This is a genomic window from Bacillus nitratireducens, from assembly GCF_036320425.1.
In the GTDB taxonomy this organism is placed as follows: Bacteria; Bacillota; Bacilli; order Bacillales; family Bacillaceae_G; genus Bacillus_A; species Bacillus_A nitratireducens.
Map to the genome: position 1 here is coordinate 345,054 of NZ_JAUMJO010000001.1, position 17,696 is coordinate 362,749.

General features: G+C 34.4%; 16 protein-coding genes and 1 pseudogene. 5 read left to right on the top strand and 12 right to left on the bottom strand.

Annotation, left to right across the window (positions count from 1 at the left end):
- Positions 1-6 precede the first annotated feature (6 nt).
- From Q3V31_RS01855 to Q3V31_RS01865, 3 genes are all read right to left on the bottom strand, one after another.
- The gene (locus Q3V31_RS01855; RefSeq protein WP_071733864.1) at positions 7-657 is read right to left on the bottom strand and encodes a DsbA family oxidoreductase; all 651 of its coding nucleotides are present in this window, start codon (positions 655-657) and stop codon (positions 7-9) included.
- Between the two features lie 72 nt (positions 658-729).
- The gene (locus tag Q3V31_RS01860; protein ID WP_071733862.1) at positions 730-1,161 is read right to left on the bottom strand and encodes an Rrf2 family transcriptional regulator; all 432 of its coding nucleotides are present in this window, start codon (positions 1,159-1,161) and stop codon (positions 730-732) included.
- A gap of 120 nt (positions 1,162-1,281) precedes the next feature.
- Entirely contained in the window at positions 1,282-2,151 is an 870-nt protein-coding gene (locus tag Q3V31_RS01865; protein ID WP_329761868.1) for a LysR family transcriptional regulator, read from the bottom strand.
- Between the two features lie 97 nt (positions 2,152-2,248).
- Here Q3V31_RS01865 and Q3V31_RS01870 point away from each other — a divergent pair, with 97 nt between their 5' ends.
- Entirely contained in the window at positions 2,249-3,154 is a 906-nt protein-coding gene (locus Q3V31_RS01870) for a DMT family transporter (RefSeq protein ID WP_016129156.1), read from the top strand.
- A 115-nt stretch (positions 3,155-3,269) separates the two neighbouring features.
- On the opposite strand, the gene Q3V31_RS01875 is transcribed toward Q3V31_RS01870, so the two are convergent.
- Positions 3,270-4,466 carry an FAD-dependent monooxygenase gene (locus tag Q3V31_RS01875; protein WP_090813150.1) on the bottom strand — a complete coding sequence of 399 codons (1,197 nt, stop codon included), beginning with the start codon at positions 4,464-4,466 and terminating at the stop codon, positions 3,270-3,272.
- A 187-nt stretch (positions 4,467-4,653) separates the two neighbouring features.
- Positions 4,654-5,118: pseudogene (locus Q3V31_RS01880) on the bottom strand (tyrosine-type recombinase/integrase); the annotation flags it as partial.
- 145 nt (positions 5,119-5,263) lie between these two features.
- On the opposite strand from Q3V31_RS01880, the gene Q3V31_RS01885 reads away from it, so the two are divergent.
- Together Q3V31_RS01885 and Q3V31_RS01890 are read left to right on the top strand one after the other, a co-directional pair.
- Positions 5,264-6,457, top strand: coding sequence for a NupC/NupG family nucleoside CNT transporter (locus Q3V31_RS01885; RefSeq protein ID WP_001009374.1), 1,194 nt, complete (start codon positions 5,264-5,266; stop codon positions 6,455-6,457).
- A 99-nt stretch (positions 6,458-6,556) separates the two neighbouring features.
- Positions 6,557-6,667, top strand: a complete 111-nt coding sequence (locus Q3V31_RS01890; protein WP_090813147.1) for a YjcZ family sporulation protein — start codon at positions 6,557-6,559, stop codon at positions 6,665-6,667.
- Between the two features lie 213 nt (positions 6,668-6,880).
- Here the strand turns inward: Q3V31_RS01890 and Q3V31_RS01895 are convergent, their stop codons facing one another.
- The 5 genes from Q3V31_RS01895 to Q3V31_RS01915 all read right to left on the bottom strand — a co-directional run bounded on the left by Q3V31_RS01895 (position 6,881) and on the right by Q3V31_RS01915 (position 12,309).
- Positions 6,881-7,501 (bottom strand): YcnI family copper-binding membrane protein, encoded by a 621-nt coding sequence (locus tag Q3V31_RS01895; protein WP_000821393.1) that lies wholly within the window; start codon positions 7,499-7,501, stop codon positions 6,881-6,883.
- A gap of 34 nt (positions 7,502-7,535) precedes the next feature.
- Positions 7,536-9,185 carry a copper resistance CopC/CopD family protein gene (locus Q3V31_RS01900; protein ID WP_329761871.1) on the bottom strand — a complete coding sequence of 550 codons (1,650 nt, stop codon included), beginning with the start codon at positions 9,183-9,185 and terminating at the stop codon, positions 7,536-7,538.
- A gap of 329 nt (positions 9,186-9,514) precedes the next feature.
- Positions 9,515-9,934 (bottom strand): VOC family protein, encoded by a 420-nt coding sequence (locus tag Q3V31_RS01905; RefSeq protein WP_329761872.1) that lies wholly within the window; start codon positions 9,932-9,934, stop codon positions 9,515-9,517.
- Between the two features lie 86 nt (positions 9,935-10,020).
- On the bottom strand, positions 10,021-11,379 hold the full coding sequence (gene brnQ, locus Q3V31_RS01910) for a branched-chain amino acid transport system II carrier protein (protein ID WP_098319155.1): 1,359 nt from the start codon (positions 11,377-11,379) through the stop codon (positions 10,021-10,023).
- Positions 11,380-11,616: 237 nt separating this feature from the next.
- The gene (locus tag Q3V31_RS01915; protein ID WP_000522520.1) at positions 11,617-12,309 is read right to left on the bottom strand and encodes an FMN-dependent NADH-azoreductase; all 693 of its coding nucleotides are present in this window, start codon (positions 12,307-12,309) and stop codon (positions 11,617-11,619) included.
- 312 nt (positions 12,310-12,621) lie between these two features.
- Between Q3V31_RS01915 and Q3V31_RS01920 the strand changes: the two genes are divergently transcribed.
- Positions 12,622-13,587, top strand: a complete 966-nt coding sequence (locus Q3V31_RS01920; protein WP_090813146.1) for an arsenic resistance protein — start codon at positions 12,622-12,624, stop codon at positions 13,585-13,587.
- A gap of 127 nt (positions 13,588-13,714) precedes the next feature.
- On the opposite strand, the gene Q3V31_RS01925 is transcribed toward Q3V31_RS01920, so the two are convergent.
- On the bottom strand, positions 13,715-14,962 hold the full coding sequence (locus Q3V31_RS01925) for a DUF4153 domain-containing protein (protein WP_329761873.1): 1,248 nt from the start codon (positions 14,960-14,962) through the stop codon (positions 13,715-13,717).
- Positions 14,963-15,672: 710 nt separating this feature from the next.
- Positions 15,673-16,548 carry a LysR family transcriptional regulator gene (locus tag Q3V31_RS01930; RefSeq protein ID WP_000347551.1) on the bottom strand — a complete coding sequence of 292 codons (876 nt, stop codon included), beginning with the start codon at positions 16,546-16,548 and terminating at the stop codon, positions 15,673-15,675.
- 138 nt (positions 16,549-16,686) lie between these two features.
- Here Q3V31_RS01930 and Q3V31_RS01935 point away from each other — a divergent pair, with 138 nt between their 5' ends.
- Positions 16,687-17,355, top strand: a complete 669-nt coding sequence (locus tag Q3V31_RS01935; protein WP_329761875.1) for a YczE/YyaS/YitT family protein — start codon at positions 16,687-16,689, stop codon at positions 17,353-17,355.
- The last annotated feature ends 341 nt before the right edge of the window (positions 17,356-17,696 follow it).

Below are 17,696 nucleotides of genomic sequence, written 5' to 3' on the forward strand. Positions count from 1 at the left end.
AGCGAATTAGCAATATCCATCTGTATTACATTGCATTCCTTCAAAAGAATTTGTTTTATTCTTTTCAATTTCTTTATCAATTACTCTCTCTAGCGTTTCTTTACTAGCAAGCCCTTGAATAACTTCATCACCAATCATGACAGTTGGTACCGCCATAATATTCGCTTCATCATATGCACGCTGAATTGCTTCTTGATGTTTTTCTTTATATTTTCGATTTACTAATGCATCTTTAAATTCAGCTTCTGGAAGCCCTACTTCTACCGCTAGTTTTGTTAACACATCAATATCTTCAATGTTTTGTTCTTCTTGGAAAAATGCGGTGAATACGCGGTGATGATACTCATTTCCAAGTCCACGTTCTTTCGCAAATTCACATCCTTCAAAAGCTAAATGTGTATATGGATGCGGTGAAACACGTGGCAAGCGCATATCGATTCCTAATTTCTTCGCTGTAGGAAGAATGAAAGCATCCCATGAACCTAACTTTTCTGGCTCATTCCATGGATCTATTTTTGAATATGGACTTGGACGTAATTCAAATGGCATCCATTCAATTTCTACATCTTTTTCTTTTGCTACTTCATCTAATGGACCTTTTGCTAAAAAACAAAATGGACATATAAAATCTGAGTATACTTTCATTTTTACAGTCATAATTTTTACACCTTACCTTTATAGTTGTAATCAAAATAGTTACATTAATAATAAAAAAATATAGATACTATTTTAAGCATTCATTTTCTCTTGTAAAGATTCAAACAACTGCCCCATCGTAATATTTCTCAAAACTTCTTCCATCGCGGATTGTGCTTGAATTAATATAACTTCTAACACCACTTGAATATTCGCGCCAATTGGACAATCTGGATTTGGTTGTTCGTGAATATGAAATAGTTTGTCTTCTTCCACTACATTTACTGCATGATACACATCTAACAACGTGATTTCATGTAAATCCTTTAATAACCCCGCGCCACCTGGTCCGCGATTTACGTAAACAAATCCAGCCTGTTTCAAGTACGACATAATTTTACGGATTACTACCGGATTTGTATTTACACTTTCGGCCATATAGTCTGAAGTGCAAAGTGAAGATGGATTGTTTTTTAAAATAGATAAAATATGAACAGCTATAGAAAAGCGGCTACTAATTTTCATCGTGATCACCACCTCGATGTAATCATTATAGTTACAACAAAAAGATAAGTCAATCCTTTTGATAGATTTTTTATAAGCAAATTAAAAAGTGTCCCATTATGATATATGAGACACTTCTTTTTATTCTGTAAATAGCGCTTGAAATTCTTCAATAAATAGCTGCACAGCGATTGAAGAATCCTTTAATGAAGGAACAGCTAAAGCAATTTCTCTCCATACTTGCGGTTCCAATTCTCTCGTTTGTACATTCTGTGGTAAATTCGTTAAAGATAATTCAGCTAATATTGCAATACCTAATCCTTCTTGAATCATATTTAAAGCTGTAGTAACTGTCGAAATTATATACTCCGCCCGAAGTGGTACGTTAGCTTGTTTAAACATATCAATAATGGGTGGTTCGTATCCGCCCTTACATAATATAATCGGTTCATTCTCTAAATCACTAATTGTAATAAAGTCCTTCTTACAAAGAGGATGATCCTCTCTTAAGATAACAACCATTTTCCCCTTCGTTAATGGGACAATCTCCATATCTTTATTAGGCAAAATAACAATTCCTATATCAACAACCCTTGATACTAACCACTCTTCAACTTCTTTAATCGTCCCTTCACAAAGAACGACTTCTAAGTTCGGATACTTCTCCTTAAAAAGATTTATCATTTTGGGTAAGAAATGTGCAGAAGCACTTGGAAAACTCCCAATTCTAATCGTCCCAACTTCGTGTCCTTTCTCCATTGCCACCTCTTGTTCAATCTTCTCAACACCGTTCAAAATCTCTCTAATATGTACAAGAATTCTGTTTCCAACATCCGTAACGATTAACCCTTTTCGTTTATCGCGTATTAGAATAGTAACTCCTAACCCTGACTCAATACTTGAAATCGCATGACTAACGGCTGGCTGTGTCATATTTAACTCCCCGGCTGCCTTCGTAAAACTACCTAACTCAACAGTTTTTATTAATACTTGAAGTTGTGTAATGGTCATAACTAATCACTTATACTCCTTATAAAAAAGATTCATTTTATTTATCATAGTCGATATCATATCATAGTGAAATGAATGACAACAAGGAGGTCTTACCGTGACACAGCTTTCTCGAACTAAAGCGACAATAATCCTTACCTTTCTCGTTATTATGTGGGGAATTAATTGGCCGTTATCAAAATTCGCTTTGCATTACACACCACCCGTACTCTTTGCAGGGATTAGAACATTAATAGGAGGATTTATCCTACTTATTTTCGCATTACCGAAATACAAACAGTTAAATTTAAAGGAAACTTGGCATCTATACTTTATTTCATCTTTACTCAATATTATTTTATTTTACGGATTACAAACTGTCGGACTTCAATACATGCCCGCCGGACTATTCTCCGCAATCGTATTTCTCCAACCTGTCTTACTCGGCATTTTCTCATGGATTTGGCTTGAAGAGGCAATGTATGGCTTGAAAATTTTCGGACTTATTCTTGGATTTATTGGTGTAGGGGTTATTAGCTCTAGTAGTTTAACTGGACATATTTCTATTATCGGTGTTCTACTTGCTTTAGGCTGTGCCATCGGCTGGGCACTCGGCACAGTATTTATTAAGAAAACTGGACACCGCGTTAATGCCATTTGGATGGTAACACTTCAACTTATTATTGGCGGACTTTGCTTAATCGGATTTGGTTCAGAATTTGAAAGCTGGTCTAACATCGCTTGGAGTATACCATTTGTAAGTGTACTACTATTCATCTCATTCTTTGTTATTGCAATGGGGTGGCTTGCTTACTTCACACTTGTTGGAGCTGGTGAGGCTAGTAAAGTTGGAGCTTATACATTCCTTATCCCTCTTATCGCTATTATTGTAAGTTCAATTTTCTTACATGAGGCAATTACGATTAGTTTATTCATCGGTCTATTATTTATTGTGGTGAGTATTTGTTTTGTGAATATAAAACCGAAAACACTTGCTGTAGGGCAGCAAGTTGAAGTGAAATAAATAGACATAAGAAAGAGCCTACTTTTTGTAGGCTCTTTCTTATGTCTATTTTGTGCACCATCACTTTAAGTACCAACAAAAAAGGAGATCTCTCTTTTTATTATAACTATTCATATCAATAATCTTTCAGCTCTATCCCGTTAGCAGCTTTCGCTATCATTTTCGAAATCATCTTAAATTGTACAACCATAATGGTTGGTATACGCAACATTAAGTTGCGAAGAAAGATTTTGAAGTTTGATTTTTCAACCATACTCCCGGCAGCCATTAATCCTATTTTTTGATTTTTCTCAACAAACTTTCTCATTTTTTGTTCATAGGCAATAAATGCACGGGCGAAGTCACCATCTGCAGCTTTGAGTTCACCAGCTAATACGAAAGCCCCGACAAGCGCCAGGCTAGAGCCTTGACCCGATAAAGGTGATGGGCCATACGCTGCATCGCCTACCAATGTAACCCTCCCCTTTGACCAGGTCGGCATGTGAATCTGGCATATCTCATCAAAATAAAAGTCTGTCGCATCTCTCATTGTCTTGAGTAGATGCGAGGTTTCCCAACCTGTCTGACCTAAGAAGGCATTTTCTACAAGTTTCTTTTGAGATTCTATATCATAGCGGTCGTACTTCAATGCCTCTGATTGGAACAAGAACATCCCCCTTGCCTCGGTATTGTCACGAGCACTATATATACCTACTGTTTTGCCTGGTATCGTATAAAGCAGCTGGTGGTGGTCGAGGTTGAGGTAATTCTCGAGGTTAAAAATTGAGATATAACAGCCAAGCGTACGTTTAAACTGTGCTTCGTCGCCAAAAGTTAAGGTGCGCACATTAGAATGGAGCCCGTCCGCACCGATGACCAGGTCAAATCTCTGTGGCTTTCCATGAATAAATTGAACTTCTACACCAGCTTCAGTATCATGTATAGCGGTAATCGAATCGCCCCAAATGTATTCAACCGTATCCTTGGTTAAATCGTACAAAATGTTACTAAGATCGTCACGCATGATTTCTATGTCCAGACCCTGCTGGTTCCCCATACTCGCTTCGCTTATTTGACCTTCGAACTTACCCTCGCTGTTCACGAAATAAACACCAGTCATGTTCGTGTCAGCTGCACGAACTTGATCAAGTATGTCCATCCCCTTAAGCACCGTAATAGCTGCACCACGGATATCAACCCCGTAACCCCCCGTGCGCAATGCTGGTGCACGTTCTATTACAGTCACGTCGAATCCGTGGCGTTGAAGCCAGTAAGCAAGTGCCGGGCCGGCAATGCTCGCACCAGAAATAAGGACGCTCATCGTTTGTATCATAATTGCTTATTCACTCCTATCCTAATTAAAGCCTTAACATCTCCACAGTATATTCACGACCTATTCTACTTATTTACCACAACAAAATAATAGGAATTTAATTTTCCAACAAAATGGTCCACTTCAAAAAGATACGTCTTTTTATATGCACCCCTCGATTTTGATTAAAAATTAATTTCAGTAGCTTTCATAAATATTTAATATAAAAATTGTATCTCAACTTTCCGCTCAGCTGAGCAAATATTCTTGTGGTTTCATTCTTCTCATGACCAAGTAAGCTTTTTATTACTTCAAGTGGCGCACCGTTGTTAATCATATATGTAGCATAGATGTGACGTAATTGATGAGGATGAATACTCTATTTAATCCCAGTACAATTTGATATACGTTTGATAATAAATCTTAGGTTATCAATACTTATACGTCTTTTGAGCCTTCTTCCCGTAATAAACAAACCAGGCCCCTCATCATCGCTTTCATCTAGATGCCTTTTTAACCAAATAGTGCAACGAGTATTAAAGTATACCTCCCTTTCTTTATCACCTTTCCCATGCACAATGACAGAATTCGTTGAGAAGTTAATATCATCACGATTCAGTTTTACGACTTCCCCAATACGGCAGGCCGTAGAATACAAGAATTCAAATACTGATATGATTTCTCTCGTTGTATTGGGATGTTTATAAACCATCAATTTTTCGTTCCTCTCCTATTCTTCATACTTCTGTTCATTAGCCAAAGTATGAAGAATAAGAGCTTTTTTATATACAAATAATAAAGCTCAAGGAGTTGTTGACATGAATTTCATATTAAATATATTAGGGATTTTCATTGTAATATTATTCGTTTTCCTATGTTCGCCTAATAAAAGAAAAATAAAATGGAGACCAATCAGTATTCTAATAATATTGGAACTTTTTATTACATGGTTTATGTTAGGTACCAAATTGGGTAGTATCATAATTAATAAAATTGCGTCATTTTTCAGTTGGCTACTATCATGTGCGAATGAAGGTATTCGATTTGCATTTCCTTCAGCTATGGAAAATCAAACAATTGACTTCTTCTTTAGCGCATTACTTCCTATCATTTTTGTTATCACTTTTTTTGATATTCTTTCTTATTTTGGAATTTTAACTTGGATTATCGATAAAGTAGGTGCAATCATTTCAAAGATTTCTCGTTTACCAAAGTTAGAAAGCTTCTTTTCCATTCAAATGATGTTTTTAGGAAACACGGAAGCACTTGCAGTTGTTCGTGATCAATTATCTGTTTTAAAAGAAAATCGTTTGTTGACTTTTGGAATTATGAGTATGAGTAGCGTCAGCGGTTCCATTCTTGGTGCTTATCTATCAATGGTTCCAGCAACATATATTTTCAGCGCCATTCCTTTAAACTGTATTAATGCATTAATTTTAGCCAATGTTTTAAATCCTATAGAAGTCACTAAAGAAGAAGATATTATTTATTCACCTTCAAAAAATGAAAAAAAAGATTTCTTTTCTACCATTTCAAACAGCATGCTAGTTGGGATGAATATGGTTATTGTTATTTTAGCCATGGTAATTGGATATGTAGCATTAACAGCATGTTTAAATGGGATTTTAAGTTTTTTTGTAACAGGTTTAACAATTCAAAAAATCTTCTCTATTATCTTTAGTCCCTTCGCTTTTTTACTCGGTGTATCAGGCAGTGATGCTATGTATGTTGCTGAATTAATGGGGATAAAAATAACAACGAATGAATTTGTTGCAATGATGGATTTAAAATCACACCTAAACTCTTTACATCCGCATACTATTGCAGTTGCAACAACATTTCTAGCCTCTTTTGCTAACTTTAGTACAGTGGGCATGATTTATGGAACTTACAATTCATTATTTGGCGAAGAAAAATCATCAATTATCGGTAAGAATGTTTGGAAGCTTCTTGTTAGTGGAATGGCTGTTTCTTTATTAAGCGCTATGCTTGTGGGGCTTTTCGTATGGTAAATGAATATCGAAGATACTTGACACCCTTACGGATGAAATTTATGTACACAGTGCAAGGCATAAGAAAATCTGTCCCCCCTTATTAAAGGAGGAACTATTATGGGATTTGGTAGTAGTTGCGGCGGAGGCTGTGGTTTTTCTGGAGGATTTGCTTTATTAGTTGTATTATTTATTTTATTAATCATAGTTGGAGCTGCTTGCTTCTGCTAAAAAAACATCAGAAAAGGCACTCCTATATGAGTGCCTTTTTTCTATACGGGATGGCGTCGGGAAAATGCGAATTTACAAAGTTAAGGAAATTTATTAAAGAGCCCAATTCCTCAGCAATAAAATTGAGAATTGGGCTTTCTTCGTTACTATAGTGATAGGTAAGCTTTTGACGTTATCGCCCGTTTTCCCCTCACTCCACACCTACTTGGTTGTCTATTTTTTACGACGTACTACAAAAATACAAGTACCCACCGACGATACAATCGCCAAAATAGATAAAACAATCGCTATTACTTGCATATTACTAGTGCCTTCATTCTTTTCTACACTAGACACTTCACCATGTTCTCCTGTCAATGACGCACCTTTTGCAATCGTAGTAAGGGAATGTGGTTTCTCAGCTTTCTCATCACCTGTCCATTCTACAATTTCTCCGTCTTTATATTGCTGATATGCATCCCACGCTATTTTTTGTTCTTTATCTGGATTTTTAGCGACGAAAGTAAATCGCTGGAACTGACCAGGTAAAATCCCATCTCCTGTTGCTTCCCATATTACAGTTTTAACTTTTCCAGCTGCATCTTTTTGTTCTTCCACTTTCCATCCTGGTACTGGCTCATACTGTTGAAACTCGACTCCAGATGGTATTTTCAGTGTAACTTTTGTTGTTGCCATATTCTTTTCAACTGGTACCTTTATTGTGTATGTCTCCCATGAGTTAACATCCGAAGTTGCTGGTTGCACCGTTACGTGAGCACTAACAGGTAACGAAAAAATTCCCATTGCAATTATTGTTGCGATCATTGTTGTTCCTAATTTTTTTATACGTTTCATTTTCTATTAACTCCTTTTCATCTGTAACGTCCCTTTATCTGCCACCTACAATAAATTTATAATCTGTATCGAAGCTATCAAGAGATTTTGTCAATCCATGAACATGTATATTCCAGTTTCCTGTCATGTTAATATACATGCCTTCCGCTTCATATTCTCCTGGTGAAGTGGCCGAAACCTTAAATGAACCTTTTCCCATATTCATATCTAACGATTGAGTAGTCAATATAATTTGTTCCATTTCAGTAACAGGCTGTCCGTTCTCATCCTTTAAAGTAATATGAAATGTATTCTGTCCTACCTTATTAGGGCTTACATGTAAAGTAATTTCATATCCATTATCTAATTGTTTACTCTCTGTAAAAGGTCCAGTAGGAGGCATCGGCGGTGTTTGTACGTTTGTCATAAAAGCTACGATTACGAAAATGATAATTCCAATGATAAACTCTACTTTCACCGTAACTCCTAATCCTTGCTGTGCTCGCATTTTCCCTCTCACATAATGAATAATTCCCAATACCCCCATGAAAACAAATAAAAGCATCTTCGCTAATAAGGCCAATCCATACTTCGTATCAAATAGGGAATGGATCGTGGGAATAAAAAATGTACTGTTAAAAAGGCCTGTTAATAAAATCACTATGACAGCACCTGTTGCCCATGGTGAAAAACGCTTAATTGCATCCCAATACATAGTCCACTCGTCATCCTCTTTACGTAAAAGAAGAATAATCGATGATAGACCGCCAATCCATAATGAAGCTGCGAATAAATGCAGAAAATCCATCACGACAGCAATGTCTTTAAACTTTAAACCATATGCGTGACTATTAATGGCTTTCATAACAAGTAACCCAACAAACAGTAGCATTGGAATGCTCCATACTTTAAACGACGAAAGTTTCTCACGCTTCACTGCAAAATAAGTAATAATCATAAGCATACTAATAAGAGCCATTTGAGTTATCCATACATAACCAAAAACAGATAGTTGTAATGTTTCTTTTAATAATATAGGATCGAATGCTTCTAGCCATGAAACATCAGCATTTATTTTCGCTTGCAATGGTAAATTGAATAGTAAACTAATGAATATACCAAATAATGAGATCCATATTATTTTTTTACTCTTTGATCGAACAAGGGTTGCATTCCCTTTATATATAATAAGATTAAAGAATAGAACTCCTAAAAATAGTGAGAAACTTGTATATAGAATCCCGCGTTCCACAATCATATCGATTTGTGGAACGTAACCCATCTCCTCTACTTGTACATCTTCCCCTCCCGCCGCAGCTGGCCCAATACGGAACGGAATAACTCCTTGAATTGGATGCCCATCAGCTGAAATAGCTTTCCACTGAATAGAATAGAGACCGTCTTTAAGATTCTCCTTTAACCCTGCTTCTAATAATTTTTTATTTTTTTTATCAATATGAGCATCTTTTAAATCTACTCTTTTACCTGAGGTATCTCTTACAAACAATGTATTAAAGTGTGAAACTTGTATATCCTCATCAAATTCAATTTTCACAACAGTTGGTGCTTTCTTCAACGTTTCATTTTCAGCAGGGTTTGATTTTACAACATACGCATGAGCAGACGCGCTTTTTGGGATTAATATGATAAACACGCATGCGATTAGCAACCATGCCCCTAATCTTCTCATTACTTTCACGCTCATTTCACTTCTTTCTTCTTCATCGCTACACTTTCATTACTTTATACTTCCTAGTTTGATTTCCTGACGAAATATTAACCTGATGAAGTATAAATTTTCATACAATATGATGATTTATTTCTCCCCACCTTTAAACTTCCAATACAATAGTAACTACTTTAATTGAAATAACTTATATTTTTAAAGTCGATTGTAATTATATCATAAAATATATTTATGTAAGTTCCCTAAGAAGAAAAGTTATCGTGAATCATTTGTGAAGAAAATGTGAAATGCATAAATAAAAAGGTGTTACATTATTGCGTAACACCTTTTTTAAAAATATCCTTCCTCTATTTCTCTTCAGGATAATCACAATACTCAATGATCGTGCCTTCTGTATCCGCCGGATTAAGGTAAATTAATCTTCTACCATGTTTATTCATTCGAAGTGTGTGTTCTAGTGTGCGAATACCTTGTTCTTTTAATTCTTCTAAAGCTACATCTAAATCATCTACACGATACGCGACGTGATGAACACCTTTCCCTTTTTGCTTTATAAATCGTGCTATTGGAGAAGTTGTATTATTCGTCGGAGCAAGTAATTCGATTCTATGACCATCAACTTCAAGAATAGCTACTTCGCTTTCAACACCGGGTGCTTCACTTACGTATCGATCTATTAAAGTTCCTGATAAAACCTTTTCATAAAAATGAATCGTACTATCTATATCACGAACTGCGATGCCGATATGATCAATTGTTTTTTTCATTTTATTTCCCCTACTACTTTATTTTTTCTATTCTTATCAATAGTAACAAAAAAAGTTATAGAATCAAATTCTATAACTTTTTAAATTCAACCTATTTTCTTATTCGCACTAGCTGCTGGGCGAACTTGATTTTTCACTTTTAAAACGCTAATGCCATATCCGATAAATCCGCCGATAATCGCTGGGAAGATCCAGCCTAATCCTACTTCCTGCATCGGAAGGAATTTAGTGAACACACGGCTTACTACTTCAATGTTAACTCCAGCTGCACTTAATCCATCAAATAAGCTGATGATAAACGTTACGATTAAACTCACTTGATAAACTTCAGCTCTTCCTTTGAATAATGAGTGGAAGAATGTTAAGAAAATCAACACGATTGCTAGTGGATAAATTGCTGTTAATACTGGAACAGAAACTGCGATTAATTGCGTTAATCCAACATTTGCAACAATAGCACTAAACACACATAACGTAATTGCAATTACCTTGTAAGGAACCTTTGGGAATAACTTATGGAAAAATGAAGAACACGCTGATACAAGTCCTACACTAGTTGTTAAACAAGCAACTGTAATCATTAATCCTAATAATACCCCGCCATATGATCCAAAATAGTAGTTAGAAACTTTCGCTAATACTTCTCCGCCGTTTTCTAAATGTCCAAGCTTCGCAACACTTGAAGCCCCCATATAAGAAAGTGCTGTATAAATAATTGCTAGAATAGATGCTGCGATGATTGTCGCTTTTGCACAAACAACCATAATTTGTGTTTTCGTTTTCGCACCTTTTTCTTTAATTGCATTAATAATGATGATCCCAAATACGAACGATGCAAGCGTGTCCATTGTTAAGTATCCTTCTTGGAATCCTTTGAAAAATGCATGTGATGTATATCCTTCAACTGGTGCTTGCATCTCTCCAATCGGATGAATAAAAGCAACGATTACTAAAATACCAATGAATGTTAATTTAATTGGTGTTAATATTTTTCCAACAATATCGACAATTTTCGCAGGATTTAGCGAAAAAAAACAAGTGATGCTAAAGAATATAATTGTAAAAAGAATTAACGGTGTAGAACCTAATCCCTCTGGCATAAACGGCTTAAGACCAATTTCATAAGAAACATTTCCCGTTCTTGGTATTGCAAATAACGGACCGATCGCTAAGTATAAAACTGTCGTAAACACAATCCCGAATACCGGGTGAGCTCGACTTGCTAATGACTGTAAATCATCTTTACCTGAAAAACCAAATGCTAATACACCTAGTAATGGTAATCCAACACCTGTTACTAAAAATCCAGCGTTAGCAATCCATACATTCTCTCCTGCCGATTGACCAAGCATCGCTGGGAATATTAAATTTCCTGCTCCAAAAAATAGTGCAAATAACATTAATCCGATAACTACTATGAACGAAAACGGTACTTTATTCGCCATAATATAACCCCCATTCAAATTTCCTTATCTCATTTCCAATTTTAACTAATTGAATTTTCTGAATATTTAATTTAAGTATCAACTATTCTTGAACTCATTATAGTTTGATATATAATATTTTGCAATACTATTTTCAAACTTTTCATTTATTTTATAAATATACATTTTTTAACATAGAAAATAGACTAAAAAACCAACATGGTCATCCATGTTGGTTTTTCCATTTACTGTCATTAATTAAAATTTCGCAGCTACTTTTTTAACGTTTTCTAAACCTTCTTCAACAATTTGTTGTGAGCGATCTGGATATTGATTGTGCCCTTCAATTACAACTGTCTCTGGATTTGTAATGCCCCAGAACCCAAGTACGTTTGTCACATAATTAACAGCCATTTCCATAGGAGCCATTTGTTCTGAAGAGTAATCTGAACCGCGAGCACCTAATACAACTACTTTCTTATCACCAGCTAAACCTTCTGGGCCGTTTGCTGTATATTTAAACGTTTTTCCAGCTTGAGAAAGATATGAAATGTAAGTAATTAACGGTGCTGGTACTGTAAAGTTCCATAATGGGAATGCAAATACTACTTTATCAGCCTCTAAAAATTGATTTAAATATTTATCTACTGTAGCAACTGCCTTCTCTTCTTCAGCTGTTATCTCCATTCCTTGACTACGTTTATATCCACCTGAAATAGCGATATTTCCGTAATACGGAAGATCTAATGCAAATAAATCTAACTCCGTAATTTCTGTATTCGGATTTGCTTCCTTATAAGCACTTACAAATGTTTCATACATCTTTGAACTAATTGCTTGCTCCGCTGGACGATCGTTTGCTTTTACAAATAATACTTTTGACATTGTTTTATTCCCCTCTACTTTTGTATTTTCTTCTTTTTTACCAAACAATGAGCTAAATAATCCCATTTTCTTCACCTAAACTTTCTTATCATATTCATTATTCATCATCATAAAAATTCTTATTCTAATAAAAAGTTCCAATTGATACCTTAACCTAAGCAAATCAAAACTTTTTGTTATTTAATTACCTTATGTAAGTGATTGTAATACACCTACTTACTTTAGTCAAGTAACTTTAAATAAAAAACAATATCTCGAATTAAAAATATTTAATAAAGATATTTCCTCAGTCAAAATGATCGATTCAAAAACACATAAGTGAAATACCTTGTATAATACAACTAGAGAGAGAAATTCATCTATAGAGAGGGTTTATTAATGAGTACTTTAGAAAAGGTTCAAACCTTTATCATTCTTGCAGCTGTTATATTCGGGGTTATATTAGGACAATTTAATATGATACATATGTATTCGGAAAAATTTATTGTTCCCTTCTTATTTTTCATGCTTTATGGATTATTCCTCAGCATTCCATTGAAAGAAATAAAAAATGGATTCCGTAATTTAAAATTTGCTGGAACGAGCCTCACTATTAATTTTTTATGGACACCTATACTCGCTTGGGGATTAGGAGCACTATTTCTTTCAGATCATCCGGCACTTTGGGTTGGATTTATTATGTTAATGGTTACTCCATGTACAGATTGGTACTTAATCTTTACTGAAATAGCGAAAGGAAATGTAGCACTTTCTACTGCAATTTTGCCTGTAAATTTAATATTGCAAGTACTGCTCCTTCCCATTTATTTATTTTTATTTGCTGGTGTCATGAAGACTGTAGCGGTTTCTGTTTTAGTAGAAAGCATTGTTATCGTAATCATCTTACCATTTGTACTTGCACACGCTACAAAGTTCATTATGAATAAACTGAAAAAAACTGAAACACTCGAGAATAAACTCATTCCGTTTTTCAGCTCTGCGCAAATTGTATTTTTAAGTTTAGCAATCGTAGCGATGTTTGCATCACAAGGTAAATATTTACTACAAAATATGAATGTCGTTTTACTATTACTCATTCCGGTTCTATTGTTCTTCATCATTAATTTTGTCCTAGGACAATTTATCGGGCGCATGATGCGTTTATCTTATAAAGATACAGTAAGTCTAAACTTAACAACATTAGCAAGAAACTCACCTGTTGCACTCGCTATTGCTGTAACAGCTTTTCCTGACGAGCCTCTTATTGCACTTGCACTCGTTATTGGACCGTTGATTGAACTGCCAGTACTTGCTTGTGTTTCACAAACGTTGTTACTTATTAAGAAAAAACAGCAATATACATAATAAAAAAACGTCCTACTTTGGGACGTTTTTTTATTTTCGAGAAATTATAGAAGCAACGATAATTATCCGCTCTAAGGATTTTATACGTTATAGAAAATTAATTTGTCGTTACATTAACAATGCCTTTCTAATTAAAAATTATAGGAAAAGTAAATATAACGAAAGCTGCCCAAAGTCCGTAGATTGGCAGATACTTCGTAACGGCATCTTGGATAGCTGTTGGTCCTGATTTGTTTTGTAGAAAACGCATATAGGAAAACATAATCCAAATGAGATTCGCCCAAATCAGTATGTTTACGCCTAAAACAGCAAGTCTATTAGGTGTAATCCCGTAAGAAGAAAGTCTGAATACGATAGCTGACAAAGCGACAGTGTCAATAATAAGTGCCAGAACAATTAAGGCAAAATTTATATAATCTGAAATGCTTTTTTTCTCGTCTGAGTCACTCTCAACGATAGAAAATATGGTAACAGCCAATACACCAAGGAGTATTCCGTTGAAGGCCATTAGGAAATTGCGGTCCAAGAATGGATTTTTTCCACTCCATATAACCGTTATAAGATAGATCAACAATGTAATCAGTACAAGCGGACTAAAAATTTTAGCTATATATGGTGTAATATTTTTAGCAAGTTTAAGGTTCATTGATACTAAGTATGTAGCCACTACAGCGAGGGCCGCAGCACCAAATAAAACAACATTACTAAAATAGAATTCTCCTATATCCAAGTCAACGAAGCTAAATAACTTCATAGTGAATACTGCTAGTATCATTCCGCTCACTGCCATGCTCGCGTAGAGAAGACAATATTCTAAATTAAATTTAATATAAGCTAACCTTGTACTGCCTTTTGAATATTCATTTCCTGTAAACGCAAGCCCTACTAAGACCCATAACAATATAGGAAGATGTAAATACGCAAGGATACTACTGTCTTTATAATTTAATGGCAACATATTAAGATACAACCCGGCAATTAAGAACAACGCTGCAAGGAAATAAATAATACTTTTTTTCGGAGTATTATTGTAAATAAAATAAGCAGTAATAAAAGGAATTACACCAAAAGCTAGGTTAATTGGAGCAATTGCTTCCTGCTCGACAAAGTGGAAAATGATTCTGGTGCTTAGCCCAGCTAGAATAGCTAACATGCCCATGAATAAGAAAGCTTTTTGAAAGAGCGATATTTTTTCTGCATTTTCCGTTTCCTTGAAATGCATCCTTTCATACCAAGCAGCTAGAACCTGAGAATCAGGATTTTCATCCCATGCTTGTGAGAATGACTTTTTAAAAGCTTTTGGGTCTTTTCTATACATTCTCTCCAACTCATGAGGGTTATCCATATTTTCAATAATCAAATTGTTAATGTCCATATTTATACCTCCTCTAATTAAAAAAATAAAGTTATTACCTTTTCCATAAAAAGCACCACACTTATTTATTATGATTTTGATTTTAATATAAATTTTATCGTTTTACAATAAAATTTTATTATTTTATATAATATTTTTGTTGTGTATTTTTATTCCAAGCAAAAACAAAAAGCATTCCTCATTCAAAGAAATGCTCTATAACTTTTTATAAACATCGGTGTAAGCTACTTTCAGCTGTTCTCTTCATTGCTTGTTTTTATTTTCTAATTTCTTATTTTTCCTTTATATAAAAGAAATGATCAAAATGATATAAGCGTCCAATTTAATAACACCTTTTCAAACAATTATTTCAAATAAATTTTAGTGCTAGTATACAAAACTCTGTAATTATAAAATAAAAAAGCATGACATAAAATTGTCATGCTTTTTCTTTTCTATCTATATTTTCAAACCTAATACAGAACATTTTACTCGGGAAAGAGCTTTTTCATTTGTTGAAACCACTTATGTCCTTGTATAAAAAGTTCTTTACTAATAAGTAATGTAATTACTGCGTTTTTCAAATTAGTAAAGAACTTTTTACCTTTTATTTATATAGCTACAGTCAATTTTGAAACTTCCTTAAGTAAAGAATTTTTTATCCCGGCTCAATTTTTCGTAAGATGTCTTTATTACTTGATTGAAGGCTATTTTTGCTTTGTTCATATCTCCTAATCAACCATTTCCCAAAATTGAGATGCTACTTTGGAAATTCTTTGGTCTTTTAATTTTACTATTACAGGCTCTAACTGAAAATCAAATTGTTTCAATTCAAAAAGCGTTGTATGTTCTAAAAATGATGATGTGTAATCCATTCTTGGAATAACGGATAATCCTAGTCCTCTACTAACAAGTGCTACAACCATCCTTATATCTTTACACTCAATAATGATATTTGGCTTGACTTGATGTTCATCAAATACTTTGAAAAGGTCTTCATTGAAGGAGAGTCCTTCCATTGCTCCTAGCATAATGAATGGAAACTGGGCAATTTGTTCAATCGTCACATGCTGTGATGAAAACGATGTTGCCCAACTTGATGGAATAATCACAGCGGTTGGTTGTTTTTTTAATATTTTCATCTCATATTGTTCACTATTGCCCAATCGTAAAAGTAAGGCAACATCAATTTCTCTTTGTTCTAGTCTTTTTAATAATTCTTCTGAATTTCCAGTTACTATTTTTATTTTGACATTAGGGTATTGTGTTCTAAACGTACTAACATAGTCAATGAGCATATTCGAACATGTAGACGATACACCGATACTTACTGTTCCGCCTATACCTTGTTCAATTTCTTGAATTTGCTGCTTTACATCTTGAATTTGCATTAACATTTGATTGGCATATTGGTATAGTATTTCACCTGTTGCTGTAAGCTCCCATTTTTGACGATATCGATGAATTAAAGTTGTGCCAAGATCAGTTTCAAGCTTTTTTAATAATTGGCTAAGTGGGGGCTGGGCGATATGGAGCACTTCTGCTGCTTTAGAAATGCTTCCTTGTTTCACAATTTCTTTAAAGTAATATAATTGCCTGAAATCCATTGCATCTCTCCATCATATGTTTTTTGATATAATTAGTTTATCATATATATATTTTTCATATGTCGAATTTAGCGTTATATTTAATTCTATAGCTATAGTCTTTATATTGATAATATTAACTAGAAAGTGAGAGATACTATGAATCATTGGAGCAGAACCTTGAAGCGCATCATCTTATACGTGCTCGGGTTATTTTTTATGTCAATTGGTATTAGCATGTCGATTCAAGCAGGATTTGGTGTATCGCCTGTGTCATCATTAGCATATGCAAGTACGCTAACGATTGGTTTATCGGTTGGTGTGACAATGGCGCTTGCAAATGTTTTATACATTATTATTCAAGTGATTTTAAGTAAACGAATGGAGTTAAATGAATTTGTGAGTCAATTCATTATTTCGTTTTTATTTGGGTTTCTCATGGATGCAACGCTCTTCCTTGTACAACTTTTCCCTGCACCTGAAACTCTCCTTGCTCGAAGTGTATATTTGATTGTTAGTTTATTTGTTATAGCGGTCGGTTTAATGGGCTATACAACAGCGAAACTGCCATTAATGCCGTATGATGCGTTAACTTATGCAATTAGTGAAAAATTTAATTTAAAATTCGGTAAAGCAAAAATTTTGAGCGATTTAATAAACATTTGTGTGGCTGGTGCAATCTGTATAGTTTTCATTCAATCATTAGGCTCAATCGGAATCGGCACACTAATTGCCGCCTATTTTATCGGCAAAATTTTAGGGTGGATGATACCGTATTATCAACCACCTCTCCAACAATGGGTATTTAAAACAGAAAAGGCTGTCTAAGGAATCATAATAAAGTACAGGTAAAATAGATGAATCAAATTCCTCAGCCGAAATCAAATAATGAATTTTACACCTTACCAAGTGCCAGTCCACATTAGGAATGGCACTTCTTTATTACTGCCTTTTCTTTGACCTTCTATCACTTTGGTTAAATGATAAAACAAGCATTGTATTAAAACTAACCTGCCGTTTAGTTAAAGAAGGATTTTTAAACAACTTTTTTATATTTTAAAAGACTTTATTGCTACTTAACACTATTTCATACCATCTTTTCAAACAATTATTTCAAATAAATTTTAGTGCTAGTATACAAAACTCTGTAATTATAAAATAAAAAAGCA